Genomic DNA, 13,629 nt, shown 5'->3' with positions numbered 1-13,629 from the left:
GTCACTCCTTCCTGTCCGGCGTCCTGCCGAGCGCCTCGTCGCGCGCCCGCACGCGCCGCCGTTCGCGGTACAGCACCGGGCTCGGCGCGAAGAGCAGGTCGTTCTCGAACGAGACGCGCTCCAGCACGAGCAGCTCCTGGGCGAGCGCGGTCGCATTGCGCCGCACCTCGGGGGAGCGCACTGTCAGTTCGTGCAGATCCACGCCTTCCAGCGTACCGCGCTTGCGGTGGTATGTGTACGCCTTCCACATCGCCGCGAGCGCGCGCTGCGGCGTCGTGGGCGCGCGGAGCGCGTCGAGCATCCGCGCGCGGACGGCCTCGATCTCCTCCGCGGCAGCGTGCCGCGGCAGCCCAGCGATCGCGCGGCCGATGGCGTCGGCTTCCGCGCGCTGCGTCTCCTGCACGATGAACTTCACCACGTGCCACGCGTCAGAAAGCTCGCCGTTCGTTCGCACCGAGCGAGCCGACAACCACAGCCACGCGTGCATACGGCGACGCCAGTCCCACCACTTGAGCGGCGAGTCGAATGCCGCGTCGGGAATGATGAACCAGCCCTTGCGCACGAGCAGCGCGCCGAAGACGCCCGCGGCCTTCACGCGCTGCTCGCGCTGCCCGTTCCCGACCCGGGTCTTCAGCAGGCCGCATGACGGCGATTCCTCTTTCAGGATGACAACGCGCACGCCAGCCCGGTCGAGCGCGTCCGCGCACGCCTGCGCTCCCGCGACCAGGTCGGCGGTGACGTCGCGGCCATGCCGGTTCACGACGCGAGCGGTGCCAGCGAGCACGTCCTTGCCTGGGCCGGTGAGGTGGATCGGGTCGCGCGGCACCCCGAATCCGGCCATGCACTCGGGGCACACGGGCATGAAGCGCAAGCCGCCCTTCTCGCGACCGAGACGCGAGACCGCATCGAAGCGCTTGCCGTTGTACCGCACGGGGCAGTCGTACAGGCACGCGCTGATGCCGATCACGGGCTTGTCGGTGAGGATCTCAGGCGTGCCGAAGCTCTCGTCAGCCACGCTTGCTCCTTCCACTGCAGTGCACGGTCGCACGGAGTGTTCCCATTCGCAGACGTCGCTCGATGATAGTGCGAAATCCCTGGCACCATTCTTCCCGTCGCATGCGATACGAGGGCTTCACAGGAGCGCCTTCTTCGAGGGCATCGAGTCCGAGGTCGTCGTAAGCCCTCCGAACACCACGGCCCTGCTCGAGCGGGGCACTGCCCTTTCCGTCGATGAGACGTGCCTGTCGATGAAGCTCTTCCTCGGCCATGTCGAAGCGCTGCGAGGGCGCTGCGACCACGTCCTCGTCCCCGATCTCGTGGCACCGCGCAGAGTACCGGGAGACGTTGGGCGATACGACGTAGGCCGCAATCGCTGCCTGCCCATAGCCCAGCATCACCTGGCTCTTTGGCAAGATGACGAGATCGATGTCGTCGCGCCTCTGCAACCACGCGTAGAGGCGGCCAAGCCGTTGTTCGAAATCGGCTGAACCGGAGCGGGCAGCGAATCTCTCTGCGCTCGAAGCGTCGCTAAGCTGGTACCACTGGTCGAAAGGCTGGAAGCCGGCAACCCTGCTCTTCGCGGCGGCCAGGTCCCGCACAAGGAACAACGCCTGCGAGATCACGAGAGGTCGCGAGCATCTCGACGCAAAGAATCGCGAACGCAAGCTTCCGTGTCCTCATCCCGTCCCACGCCAGGTGGATCGATCGCCTCATCGGTTCACCCGCATACTCACCGGATCTCGGCAGACAGCGATGATGCGAAGGCCTCGGCATTCCCCACGACCACGGTTGCGCCCGGGCGCCCTGGCCTGGTTTCGGTAGATCGCCTCCGTAGGCGGTATGTGCGGCACCGAACAGCAGCAGGAACGAGGTGGGCACAGAGCACGCGAGTATCGTCCACGCACGGGCGAGGATGGGGCGCACCATGCGTTCACCACGCTAGTAGCAGGAGGCACGCGCAGTCAACCGGATGCTGGCGGAGGCGTGTGCGAATCGAACGCACCCGGGACGTTCTTCACGCCCCACGACGGTTTTGAAGACCGCGGAGCCCACCAGGACCCATCCGCCTCCAGGGGCGAATTGTGAGTGGCGCGTGCCGGCGTGTCAAACCGCCGCGCGCAGCACGGCCGATCGCGTCACGCTCTCGGACCCAGCACCCGTTCGTCGCCCTGCCGCTTCGTGACACCTTGTACATCGAAGTACTCCAGCAGCGGCACCACGTACTTGCGGCTGCTGCCCGTGACGTCCCGCGCGTCTTTCGCGAGCATCGTTCCGTGCTCGCGCAGGTACGCCACGATGCGCTCGCGCGCCTCGCTCACGGCCGCAGCGTGGAAATGCAGGTCGGGCCCCACGCGTACCACGTCCCCGCTCGCAACGAGCTTCGTGAGGACGCGCCTCACGACGTCGAGCGGTGCACCGGCCGCCGCAGCGAGCTCGGACATCCCCTCGGGCTGGAGCCCCTGCGCGGCGAGAAGCGCGAGCAGCCGTACGCGGACGGCCTCCTCTTCGGCAAGCGCAGCGGAGGCGGCGCGCGGGTGACGCACCTCGCCACCTGCGACCGCGGCCTTGCCCGCGGCGACCGCTCGCTCCACGAGCGCGTCAAAGACCTTCGGGTCGAGACGCCGGTCCACGCGGTCGCGAAGCGCGAGCGCCGAGATCCCGGTGGCGGTCGGGTTCTCGTCGTGGAAGGCCATCAGTTCTCGTTCGACGGCCTCCACGAGGTCCGCGAGCGCCTCTGCCGTCACGAAGTAGGTCTCAGCACCGACCTTCACGCGCTCCAGCGCCGCCCTGTTGAGCTGGTCGGCCACCTGCGGCCTGGGCAGTCCGAGCGCCATGGCCACCTGCCCAGACGTCATCGGCACCGCACGCGAGCGCAGAAGCCCCACGGCCGCGCTCCCGAGGTCGCCCGCGCGCAGCGCGTCGAGCAGCGCGCGCTCGTGCTCCTTGAGCCGCGTGCGGCGAGGTGGCAAGACGTCGAGGATGACGCCGCCGCCGATCGTCCACATCGGCGAGTAGCGGCGGACGATGAAGCGGTCGCCGTATCGCGGCATCAGCGGCTCTTCGAGCCTGACCTGTGCGTACCCGCTCTCGCCGGGCGCAAGCGCCTCGGCGTCCATAAGCAGCACGCGCCCGAGCACCTCTCGCGTGCCGTGGTGCACATGCACGCGCGTGCCGGTCTCGAACGGCTTGTCCTCGGAGGCCAGGTAGGTCACGTACGCGTCGAAGCGGTCGGTGACGGCGAGCGAGCCTGGCTCCGCGACGACGTCGCCGCGCTCGACCTCGTCGCGCTCGAGGCCGGCGAGATTCAGCGCGACGCGGTTGCCGGCACGCGCCTTCTCGACGCTGTTCCCGTGCACCTGGACGGAGCGTATCCTGCCCCGCCGCCCGCTCGGGTACACCTCGACCTGCGCGTCACGCTCCGCCGTCCCGCTCCAGAGCGTGCCCGTCACCACGGTGCCCGCACCGGCGATCGTGAACACGCGGTCGACCGGCAGCCGCATGGGGAGGTCGGCGTGCCGCGACGCGGCCTCGGAGGCCACTTCGTCGATGGCCGCAAGCAGGTCGTCGAGGCCCTGCCCCGTCTTGGACGACACCGGCACGATCGGCGCACCCGCGATGCTCGTGCCGGAGATGAGCTCCCGGACGTCTTCGGCGACGAGCGCCAGCCACTCCTCGTCCACGAGGTCCGCCTTCGTGAGCGCGACGACGCCGGCGGGAATGCCGAGCAGGTCGATGATGGCAAGGTGCTCGCGGGTCTGCGGCATCACGCCGTCGTCGGCCGCCACAACGAAGAGCACCACGTCGATGCCGGTAGCGCCTGCGACCATCTGCCGCACGAAGCGCTCATGGCCCGGCACATCCACGACGCCCATCGAGCGTCCGCTCGGCAGCGTGAGCTGCGCGAACCCGAGCTCGATGGTGACGCCCCGCTCCTTCTCCTCAGGCAGGCGGTCTGGGTCGGTCCCAGTGAGCGCCTTGACGAGCGAAGACTTCCCGTGGTCGATGTGGCCTGCGGTGCCGAGCACGAGGGATGGTGCGGACATCGTGCCTCCTGTCGCTTTCGAGAAGCGCGCCGGCCGCTACCTGGCGAGCGTCGCGAGCGCGGAGACGATCGCGGCCTCGTCGCCGTCGAGCAGCGTGCGCGGGTCGATGAGCAGCCGCTCATCGCTGATGCGGGTGATGATGGGCGGTTCGCCGCACCGCAGCCGCGCCTCGAGCTCGCCGACGCTCATGCGAGACGGAACCACGGTCGTGACCACGGTCGGGATGTCTGCCATCGGCAGGGCGCCGCCGCCTGCACGCGACACCTCCGGGGCCGTGCCAGTCGCGTACGCATCGCCGCACGCGTGCGCGACACGCTCAGCCAGCGCTTCGGCGCGCTCGCGCATCTCCTCGAGACGTGCCGACAGCATGCGAAGCGTCGGGATCTCGCGCCGCGCACGCTCCGGATCGAGGTACAGCCGGAGCGTGACCTCGAGCGCCGCGAGCGTCATCTTGTCGAGGCGCACCGCGCGGGCCATCGGGTGCTTCTTGAGCGCCTGCACGACGTGCCACTTCCCGGCGATGATTCCCGCCTGCGGGCCGCCGAGCAGCTTGTCGCCCGAGCACGTCACCACGTCTGCGCCCGCAGCAACCGATTCGCCGATGGTGGGCTCGTACGGCAGCCCCCACTCGCGCAGGTCCACGAGCACGCCCGAGCCTTGGTCCTCCATCACCGGGACGCCGTGCCGCGCGCCGAGCTCGACGAGCTCTTCGAGGGAGACCTCCTGGGTGAACCCGACGACGCGGTAGTTGCTGGTGTGCACCTTGAGCAGCAGCCCCGTGTCGGGCGTGATCGCGTTCTCGTAGTCGCGCAGGTGCGTCTTGTTCGTGGTGCCCACTTCCACCATCACCGCACCGCTCTCGCGCATCACGTCAGGGACGCGGAACGACCCGCCGATCTCGACGAGCTGCCCGCGGCTGACGATGGCCCGCTTCCCGCGCGAGAGCCCGGCAAGCGATAGGAGCACGGCGGCGGCGTTGTTGTTGACCGCCATCGCCGCCTCTGCACCCGTCAGCCGACAGATGAGCTCCTCGACGTGCACGTGACGGCTGCCGCGCTCGCCGGCCTCCACGTCGTACTCCAGCGTGGAGTACGAACCCGAGACCTCCGCAACCGCGTCCACGGCGGCCTTCGCGAGGCACGAGCGGCCGAGGTTCGTGTGGACGACGATGCCCGTGGCGTTGACGACCCGCCGGAGCGACCGCCGCGCCATGCGCTCCGCCAGCATCGCGGCGCGCGCTGCGACCGCGTGTTCGGAGACATCGGGCTCGCCGCCTGCGCGGATCTCGTCTCTGAGCTCGTCGAGCGTCTCGCGCACCGCGTCGGCCACCAGCACCCGCGGATGCACCGCGCACAGCGCCTTGAGGTCGTCGCGCTCCAAGAGGCGGTCGACTTTCGGGAGCGCTCGAAGAAGCGACTGCATGTCCATGAGGTCATTCTAGCGGAGCAGCGGGCAGCGACAAGCGCACGCCTTCACGATTTCTGCACACCCAGCACACCTTGCGTACGCGAGCAGTCGTTATCCTGCTCACGAAGTGACCCCGCTCGACGAGGAGGAACCATGACCACCACGCGCGACAAGACCGTGAGCCCGGGCGACCGCCCGATACTCGCCGCGAAGGGACCGCGCCGCACGGCCCGAATCGTCCGATGGGCGGTGCTGGCCGCCGTGCTGGCCATGGTGACTGCGCTCGGCATCCTCCACCAGCGGGCCGGCGCCGGTCGGCCCGTGGGCGTGGACGCGCTGTGTCCGTTCGGCGGTCTCGAGACGCTCTGGTCCCTTATCTCCAGCGGCACGCTCGTGCGCCGCATCGCGCTTTCGAGCGTGCTCTTGCTCGGCGCGACCGTCGCCGTGGCGCTGGTGTTCCGGCGAGCGTTCTGCGGGCGGATCTGCCCGCTCGGCTTCCTGCAAGAGCTCTCAGGGCGGCTTGGCAGACGCATCTTCGGGCGCAGACTGAGCGTTCCGGCGTCTCTCGACAAGCCGGCGCGTCTGTTGAAGTACGTCGTGCTGGCCGCGTCGCTCGGACTCGCCTGGACGACCGCCGATCTGGCCATACGGCCCTACGACCCGTGGGTCGCCTACCAGCACCTCACCTCGCCGGAGCTCGTGGCCGAGTTCGGCGTCGGCCTTGCCGTGCTCGTCGTCTCGCTCGTCGGCTCTTTGCTCTACGACCGATTCTTCTGCAAGTACGCGTGCCCGATGGGCGCGTTCCTCGCCCTGATCTCGCGGTTCAGCATCTTCAAGGTCCGTCGCAACGCAGAAACCTGCATCGACTGCAAGGCGTGCGACCGCGCGTGCCCGATGAATGTGAACGTGTCTGCCGCAACGACCGTCTCCAACCCTGAGTGCATCGACTGCGGCGAGTGCGTCGCGGCGTGTCCGGTGGCCGATACGCTCGCCATCAGCTCCGGCACGCGCTCGCTCACGCCCGTGACGGCAAGCGTCTTCTCTGTGGGTTTGTTCGCTACGTTGATTGCCGGCGCGACAGCCGCGGGCGCCTTCGAGTGGTCGCAACCGACGCTCAAGCAGGAGATGGAGCGCGAAGCGCCCGCCTCCGGCACGGTCGCGCCCGGCTCCTTCGACGTCTCGCTCATCAAGGGCTCGACCACGATCTCAGAGGTCGTCGAGGCCGCTGGCGTGCCTGCCGAAGCGTTCACCGCCGTCTACGGCGTCCCCGCCTCGGAGCAAGACCGGCCGCTCAAGGAGCTGAAGGACGTGTACGGCTGCTACCCAGGCGACGTGCGCGCGTTCGTGGAGCTGTACCTCACAGACCCGGCGGCTGCAGCTGTGTACGTGCCAGGCTCCGGCGAGATCGAAGGCCACTAGGGGCGGCCGCTCCTTATCGCCACACATACCGGGAGGCGCCCGCCGCCGCGCGAGCGCCTCCCGTGGTCGGAGCCGCGCGTGTCGGCTACGCGATCGTCACGACGTCGCTTGCGCCCATGAAGGTCGCTGCGGTGTCGTTCATGTTCCCGACCTCGCCCACGGCGAGCTTGTCCATCAGCCCGTAGTAGTCCAGGCAGGTCCCGCAGGACTTGATCGCAACGCCATCTTCCTGGAGCAGCCGCAGGTCGTCGAGCGCAGGAGAGCCCTCGCACGCCAGCCGGACCCCCGCGTTCATGAACAGCACCGCGGTCGGCTTCGGCTCCGTCCGTGCGAGCGAGTACAGGAACGACGCCGCGAGCTTGCGCCCGAGCTCCTCGTCCCCGTGCCCGATCCTGTCCGTGCAGATGAACACGACCTTGCCCATCGCTTCGCCTCCTGCCTCTGGATCGCCTACACGATGCGGACGGCGCCTGGCCGCCCGTCGATGCACCGCCCGACCGCGACGGCCTCCTCGCCTCGCGCGGCCAGCGCCGAAAGCAGCGCTTCGGCCTTGCTCTCTTCCACCGCCATGAGCAGCCCGCCCGAGGTCTGGGGGTCGGCAAGCACGCCTTTCCAGTCGAAGCCCGCAGGCCCCCAGTCCACCCACTCCTCCAGAAACGCGAGCACGTCGGCCGTCCGGCCAGGACGCACGCCGTGGCCCGCGTACTCGACGACGCCCGGCCACACGGGCACCTTCGCGAGCTCGATCTCGACCGCCACGCCGCTGCCGAACGCCATCTCCCGCGCGTGGCCGGCCAGCCCGAAGCCGGTGATGTCGGTGCCGGCGTGCACGCCGACCTCTTGCATGGCCTCCGCAGCGGCCGCATTGAGGTGCGCCATGCTCTCGATGACCTCAGAGAGCGACGCTTCGGTCTCGAGCCCCTGCTTGAGCGCGGTGTTCAGAATGCCGACGCCCAGTCGCTTGGTGAGCACGAGCACGTCTCCGGGCCGCGCGCCGACGTTCCGCACGACCTTCCCGGGGTCCACGACGCCCATCAGCGACAGCCCGTACTTGGGCTCCTTGTCATCGATGGTGTGGCCTCCGACGATCACCGCCCCGGCCTCCCGGACCTTGTCCGCGCCGCCTTGCAGCACGCGCGCGGTGATCTCCGCCGGGATCGAGCACGGCATGGCGAGCAGGTTCATTGCCGTGAGCGGCCTGCCCCCCATCGCGTAGATGTCGGAAAGTGCGTTGGCCGCGGTGATGCGCCCGAAGTCGTACGGGTCGTCCACCATCGGCGTGAAGAAGTCGACCGTGAGCAGCACCGCGGTATCGCCCAGCCGGTACACGGCAGCGTCGTCGGACGTCTCGAACCCGACCATCAGGTCCTCCGAGCTGCCCGGAGCCATCTTCTCGAGCACCGCAGCGAGGTCTCCCGGACCCCACTTGGCGGCTCAACCGGACTTCGTGGACAGTTGCGTCAAGCGGACAGGCTCCACTGCTCGCTCCGTTCTGGCTCATAGTGCACTCATGCGTAGCATAACGCATCGTGATTGAGCGAGCGAGAGCGGCCGGTCGTGGTACGCGTGAAGTGCGTGCTCAGCACCGGTTCGTACGGACGGCACGAGAGCAGCGGCGCTCTCGCTCCGCGCAGCCTACAGGCCCTGAGCGACCTCGCTGTCCTGCGGGAACGGCTCGGAGGGCCGCGCGAACAGGAAGCCCTGGCCGTACTCCACGCCGATCTCGCGCAGCGTGGCGAGCTCCTCAGGCGTCTCGATGCCCTCGGCGACGAGGTTCACGCCCACCTTGGCCGCGAATGCGTGCATGCTTTCTATCAGTTGGCGGCGGATCTCGTCGGAGTCCACGCCGCGCACGAGCGACATGTCGATCTTGACCCACTGCGGCCTCACCTCGGCAAGGCACTGCAACGAGCCGTATCCGGCCCCGGCGTCGTCGATCGCGATTGAGAACCCGAGCATCCGCAGGTACTCGACCGTCGAACGGAACGCGCAGAAGTCGCCGATCGCTGTACGCTCGGTGATCTCCAACACGACCAGTTCGGGCCGGAGCCCCGCCTCTGCGAGCAACGATGCGAACACGACCTCGCGGAGCTCCGGGTCGGCGACCGCTTCCGGCTCGACGTTGATGAACATCAACCTGCCCTCCGGCAGGCCTTTCGCGGCCTCGAGCGCGCGCTTGCGGCACAACCGCTCCAGCCGAACCACCATGTCCGAATCGTACGCCGCCTTGAACAGCTTGTCGGGGCGCTCGAACTCGGTCGCTTCGGGGCCGCGCGAGAGCGCCTCGTAGCCCACAATGGAGAGGTCGCTGAGCCGGAGCACCGGGTGTACGAGCGTCCGGACGGCCTCGGTGTCGATGATCTCCTTCAAGCGCCGTCCGCGCTCCTCCGCGTCTTGCGCTTCGCGCGCGTCCGCCTGCGCGAGCGCGCGGTCGAGCGCGTCGTGCACGAGCCGCTCCATCCGAAGCTTCGGATCGCGTCGCACCGTCGCGGCGCCGACGTAGCATCCGAACTTCACGTACAGCGCCGGATCGAGCACCGCTTTGAGTTCGCGCCGGACGCGGTCCTCCACGCGGCGAGCCAGACTCGTCAGCGCATCGCGCTCCATGTGCTGGGTGGTGCGCGGCGGCGAGAGCAGCACCACGAAGGCGTTGCCCGACACCATGAGCTCGGCCACGATGTCGGAATCTCGAAGCTCAGCGCCCGTGATGCGCTCGAGCGTGCTCGCAACCTCGCGCATCACCTCGTCGAAGACCTTCCAGCCGTAGATCTCCTCGATCTTCGAGTACTTCACCACATTCAGGCACAGAAGCGAGATCTCGCCACGCTCCTCCAGGAGCGACTCGATGCGCGGGAACAGAAGCGGCGTCGTCGGAAGCCCTGTCACGGGGTCGAAGAGCAGACGCTTGACCTCGGGATGCTCAGCGAGCAGGTCGTGCAGCTCGAGCCATGACTCGAGCAAGAAGTCGTGGAAATCGTGCCTGTCGTACATCAGGTTCGCTCACCCCTGCTTCGCGTAGATGACCTGCAACGCGGCCGCTCCGTTCGGCGGCAGCGGGACCTCGAACGTCGTCGCACCCACCTCGACCTCCTCGCCTCCGCGTACGTCCGCGACAGCGGCGACGGTCCGCCCGAAGGTGAGGCTGGCTCGCGTCTGCACAGCATTGTGCACCAACAGCACGACGATGTCGCGTCCGTCTCCGAGGAAGTGCGCGACTTCGACCTCTGGCGCGTCGCACTCCACGACAGGGCCCGCACCTGCTGCCCGCGCGACCGAGCCGTAGACCTCCCGCACGAACGACCGAACCGGCGCGGGCGTCGCCCACGGGTCGGCCTGCGCGATCGCCCGCTCGATCGGCGTCGCGAGGAACACCGCGCGGCCCTGACCGTGCTGCCGGACCGTCGCGAGCGGACTCCCGTTCTCGTCTGTGGCCACCACCAGCGCGTCTTTCGGCGCCAAGAGCGCGAAGCTCGGGAGCGGCTGCTCTGCGTCGAACGACGCGATCGCGCCGAGCACGCCCGGCTGCGCGACCCTGCACGAGAAGCGTCGCCGGGGTCCGTGGTCTCCCAGGAACTCGACGCCGAAGATCTCGCGCACCGCAGGATCGGCGTCGCCGCCACCGTACGACAGCACCAGGGAACCGCCGCCCTGCACGAACGCGGCCAGCCGCCGCCAGGTCTCGGACGCCAGCTTGAACGCCGATGGCACGATGAGCGCCTGAAAGCTGCCGATCTCGTCTCCTTCGCGCGTCACGGCCACCGGCAGGTGCGCTTCTTTGGCCGCGATGTACGACTGCAGACACGCTCGCGGCGCATACAGCCCGGCCAACGATGGCAGCGGTTCATAGCGCTCCGAGGGGACGAGGACAGCCGCCCGCTCAGGAGCGAGCGAGAACTCCCCGAAATCGATGGCGGCTACGGCGCGAGCGAACGCCCGCACCTCACGGACGACCGGCTTGGGTGCCCCTGAAATGTCAGTGAGGCCGACGAGCACCTCGAACGGGTCGCGGAAGTACGGTTCGCGGCGCTCCGTATCGACGTCGCGCCAGCGGCGGACGAGCACGCCGCTCGCGCGGTTCATGAGCGCGGAGAAGAGCGCTGTGCGCACGTACGCCGCTTCCTCAGCGGCCGAGAAGTCCAGCGAATGCACCCCGACGCCGTCTACGACCACGGGAAGGTCCCGGAGCGCGCTGCGCGCAAGGAACCCATCCACGTAGGTCGACGGACCTGAAGTGAGCGGCCCTTCGGCGATGTACGCACGGTACGGCCCGGTGAGATGGCTCATCGCAGCCTCGGCGAAGTCGATGGCCGGCCGGGCATCGACGCCAGTCTCCCTCAAGAAGGTCTCCGCGTCCACGCCGAGCCAGATCGGCCGGTCGGGGTCGACCTCGCGAATCGCTTCGCGAAGCGTGCGCACCCACGCTTCGAGGTCCTCCTCGGACGAGAACCCCGCGCAGAACGCCTCGTTCGCAAGGTCCCACGCGTGGACCGCCGTCTCGGTACGGTAGCGGTTGACGATGCGCTGCACCAGCGAGACCTCGCGCTGGACGAGGTAGTCGTCCGTGCGCGCGTCGCGTTTCTTGCCCCACGGCACCTCGGTCAGCTCGGCAAGCTTGTCGTCGGCGAAGAAGCACACGACGACCTTCAATCCGCGCGCCTTCGCCTGCCCGATGACCGCGTCCAGCCGGTCGAACATCTCCTCGTCGTACTGCCCGACCTGCGGCTCGAGGCAGCGCCACGACACGAACAGCCGCACGAGCCACAGACCCGCCTGGGCGATCGCATCGAGGTCCGTCTCGACGCCCTCTGCGTACCAGTCCTCGGGCGAGAGGCGCTCTGCCGACAACGGGTGGAGGTCGACGCCGACCGGGAAGGCCGGGTTGCGCGGCACGCCGCTCACGCAGCACCTCCTTCGACGTAGCGGTCGAAGAGGTCCCAGAAGACTCCGAGCCGCTTGGTGTCGTAGTACGCCGCCCGGCGGATGTGCCACTGCGCCTCGGCGTAGCTGCCTTCCGAGAACAGCACCGCCGCCAGCCCGAACCGCGCGCGCACGCACGAGGGGTCGAGCGCGACGGCCGCCGCGTACGCCGCACGTGCCTGGCGGTAGCGTTGCAGCCCGAGCAGCGCCTCGGCAAGCAGGACGTGCGCGAGCGGCTCGGCAGGCGATGCTTTCGCGAGCGCCAAGAAGACGCGCGCCGCGTGCTTGGCCAGGCCGGGCCGTTGCGCGTAGGTCGTGCCGAGCACGTACATCCCCTCGGTCATGTCCGGGGCGAGCGCAAGCGCGCGCACGGCGCACGCCATCGCCTCGTTCGTCGCTTCCTGCTTGAGGTAGCAGAACCCCGCCAGCGCGAGCGCCTTCGCGTCGTCGGGGGCCTCGTCCAACAGGCCGCGCACCACGTCCACGGCGCCGAAGAAGTCCTCCGCGCGCGCCAGCGCCACCGCCTCGGCGTAGCGGACCTCGCGAGGCGCGTCCGCCGCGACGTCGCCAAACGGCTCGCGCGCCGGAAGCCCGGTGAGCGAGAAGAACAGCGCGTCTTGGCTCGGATCGAGCGCGCCTGCGGTGCGGATGAGCGGGAGCGCAGTGGTCATGCCCTCGCGCTTGAGCGCGTCGATCGCGAGGTTGTAGTGCGCCCGCGACTGGTGCGGATCCAGTTCGAGGGCGCGTTTCCAGCTGTCCCGCGCCTCCTCGTCGAAGGCGGCCGCGGCGAACGCCTCCCCAAGCTGCACGTGCGCTATGACGAGGTCAGGTACGACCTCTGCCAACTCGTGCCATACGAGGACCGACTGGTCCCACATGCCGCCGCGCCGGTCGTACGCGAGCCCGAGCGCGAGATAGGCCGGGCTGCAGTCAGGGTCAAGCTCGATAGCCTGCGTGGCTGCCGCGATCGCCTCGTCGTAGAAGTCCTCGCCGAGCATGAGCTCCGCGATGAGCGCGTGCGTCGCCGGATCGCGGTCGTCGATGGCGAGCGCCTCGTAGCACGCGGCCACGGCCTCGGCGACCCTTCCCTGCCGCGCAAGCCCTTCCGCGATCACGGCCTGCTGCGAACGCGGCATCAGCCGGCCTCCTTCTCGAGCAGGTCGCGGCGCACGCGCTCGAGCACGTCGAGCGCCCCTTGCGCGCTCGAGATGACGCCGTTCGCGCCGACGCTGCGCGCGAGCGACGGGTCCGCGGCGAACGGCCCGCCGCACACGAGCAGCACCACCTCTGAGCGGCCTTCGGCGTCGAGCAGGTCGCGCACGCCGGCGACGGCCCGCGCGGTGGCGAGCATCTCGGCGAACGCGACGACCACGCGGGCCCCGGTCTCTTCGACGCGCTCCAAGAAGTCCGAGGCGCGCACGTCGATGCCGAGGTCGAACACCCGGTACCCGGCCTCCTTCAGGGCGCCAGCGATGATGTTCTTCATCACGCTGTGGTGGTCGCGGTGCATCACGCCGAGCACCACGCTGACGCCGGTGTCGGGCCGCGCCAGCGGCGGCATCACGAACGAGGAGACCTGCTCTGCGACCACCGCGGCCTGCGTGAACGAGAGCTCATCGATCTCACGGCGAGCCCAGGCGTCCCCGAGCATCGCCAGCGCGGGGACGTACAGCGCGTCGAACAGCTCGGCCTGCGCCACGCCCGAAGAACGGACCTGCTCCACGACGCGGATGGCCGTCGCCGGGTCGGTCTCGACGAATGCGCGGTACAGGCGCTCGATCTCGCCGTCTGGCACCCGCTCGACCTCCTTCGCGTCGTCTCGCCTTGCCCCGCACGCCACGCG

At 69.2% G+C, this 13,629-nt stretch carries 11 protein-coding genes and 1 tRNA gene; 2 read left to right on the top strand and 10 right to left on the bottom strand.

Features of this window, described 5'->3' with window-relative positions; genetic code table 11:
• Position 1: 1 nt before the first annotated feature.
• Positions 2–1,015, bottom strand: coding sequence for a DUF523 domain-containing protein (locus MX659_RS02180; protein WP_267191842.1), 1,014 nt, complete (start codon positions 1,013–1,015; stop codon positions 2–4).
• Between MX659_RS02180 and MX659_RS09135 the strand changes: the two genes are divergently transcribed.
• On the top strand, positions 957–1,487 hold the full coding sequence (locus MX659_RS09135; protein ID WP_407674448.1) for an acyl-CoA dehydratase activase-related protein: 531 nt from the start codon (positions 957–959) through the stop codon (positions 1,485–1,487). The genes MX659_RS02180 and MX659_RS09135 overlap by 59 nt on opposite strands.
• A 486-nt stretch (positions 1,488–1,973) precedes the next feature.
• On the opposite strand, the gene MX659_RS02170 is transcribed toward MX659_RS09135, so the two are convergent.
• The 3 genes from MX659_RS02170 to selA form a co-directional block, all read right to left on the bottom strand.
• Positions 1,974–2,070 (bottom strand) — tRNA-Sec (locus MX659_RS02170).
• A 65-nt stretch (positions 2,071–2,135) separates the two neighbouring features.
• Positions 2,136–4,043, bottom strand: coding sequence for a selenocysteine-specific translation elongation factor (selB, locus tag MX659_RS02165; protein ID WP_267191840.1), 1,908 nt, complete (start codon positions 4,041–4,043; stop codon positions 2,136–2,138).
• 36 nt (positions 4,044–4,079) lie between these two features.
• Positions 4,080–5,471 carry an L-seryl-tRNA(Sec) selenium transferase gene (gene selA, locus MX659_RS02160; protein ID WP_267191839.1) on the bottom strand — a complete coding sequence of 464 codons (1,392 nt, stop codon included), beginning with the start codon at positions 5,469–5,471 and terminating at the stop codon, positions 4,080–4,082.
• A 132-nt stretch (positions 5,472–5,603) separates the two neighbouring features.
• Between selA and MX659_RS02155 the strand changes: the two genes are divergently transcribed.
• Positions 5,604–6,869 (top strand): 4Fe-4S binding protein, encoded by a 1,266-nt coding sequence (locus MX659_RS02155; protein ID WP_267191838.1) that lies wholly within the window; start codon positions 5,604–5,606, stop codon positions 6,867–6,869.
• 85 nt (positions 6,870–6,954) lie between these two features.
• Here the strand turns inward: MX659_RS02155 and yedF are convergent, their stop codons facing one another.
• From yedF to MX659_RS02125, 6 genes are all read right to left on the bottom strand, one after another.
• Complete coding sequence (gene yedF, locus MX659_RS02150) at positions 6,955–7,293, bottom strand: sulfurtransferase-like selenium metabolism protein YedF (RefSeq protein ID WP_267191837.1); 339 nt, start codon at positions 7,291–7,293, stop codon at positions 6,955–6,957.
• A gap of 26 nt (positions 7,294–7,319) precedes the next feature.
• Positions 7,320–8,348 (bottom strand): selenide, water dikinase SelD, encoded by a 1,029-nt coding sequence (gene selD, locus MX659_RS02145; protein WP_267191836.1) that lies wholly within the window; start codon positions 8,346–8,348, stop codon positions 7,320–7,322.
• Positions 8,349–8,504: 156 nt separating this feature from the next.
• Complete coding sequence (locus MX659_RS02140; RefSeq protein ID WP_267191835.1) at positions 8,505–9,860, bottom strand: GGDEF domain-containing phosphodiesterase; 1,356 nt, start codon at positions 9,858–9,860, stop codon at positions 8,505–8,507.
• 9 nt (positions 9,861–9,869) lie between these two features.
• Positions 9,870–11,768, bottom strand: coding sequence for a cellulase family glycosylhydrolase (locus tag MX659_RS02135; protein ID WP_267191834.1), 1,899 nt, complete (start codon positions 11,766–11,768; stop codon positions 9,870–9,872).
• Complete coding sequence (locus tag MX659_RS02130) at positions 11,765–12,922, bottom strand: tetratricopeptide repeat protein (protein WP_267191833.1); 1,158 nt, start codon at positions 12,920–12,922, stop codon at positions 11,765–11,767. The genes MX659_RS02135 and MX659_RS02130 overlap by 4 nt, the downstream gene beginning before the upstream one ends.
• A complete protein-coding gene (locus tag MX659_RS02125; RefSeq protein WP_267191832.1) occupies positions 12,922–13,626 on the bottom strand; it encodes a cobalamin B12-binding domain-containing protein in 705 nt (234 codons plus the stop codon). Before MX659_RS02125 ends, MX659_RS02130 begins: the two co-directional genes overlap by 1 nt.
• Between the last annotated feature and the right edge of the window lie 3 nt (positions 13,627–13,629).

Origin of the sequence: Parvivirga hydrogeniphila (genome assembly GCF_023371205.1) — a bacterium.
Lineage (GTDB): Bacteria > Actinomycetota > Coriobacteriia > Anaerosomatales > Anaerosomataceae > Parvivirga > Parvivirga hydrogeniphila.
This window is presented reverse-complemented; position numbering and strand designations above follow the sequence as displayed.

Excerpts from the sequence above, each read along its gene's own strand:
- yedF (WP_267191837.1), bottom strand. The coding sequence starts at position 7,293 with ATGGGCAAGGTCGTGTTCATCTGCACGGACAGGATCGGGCACGGGGAC.
- selB (WP_267191840.1), bottom strand. The coding sequence starts at position 4,043 with ATGTCCGCACCATCCCTCGTGCTCGGCACCGCAGGCCACATCGACCAC.
- MX659_RS02130 (WP_267191833.1), bottom strand. The coding sequence starts at position 12,922 with ATGCCGCGTTCGCAGCAGGCCGTGATCGCGGAAGGGCTTGCGCGGCAG.
- selA (WP_267191839.1), bottom strand. The coding sequence starts at position 5,471 with ATGGACATGCAGTCGCTTCTTCGAGCGCTCCCGAAAGTCGACCGCCTC.
- MX659_RS02140 (WP_267191835.1), bottom strand. The coding sequence starts at position 9,860 with ATGTACGACAGGCACGATTTCCACGACTTCTTGCTCGAGTCATGGCTC.
- MX659_RS02155 (WP_267191838.1), top strand. The coding sequence starts at position 5,604 with ATGACCACCACGCGCGACAAGACCGTGAGCCCGGGCGACCGCCCGATA.
- MX659_RS09135 (WP_407674448.1), top strand. The coding sequence starts at position 957 with ATGCCGATCACGGGCTTGTCGGTGAGGATCTCAGGCGTGCCGAAGCTC.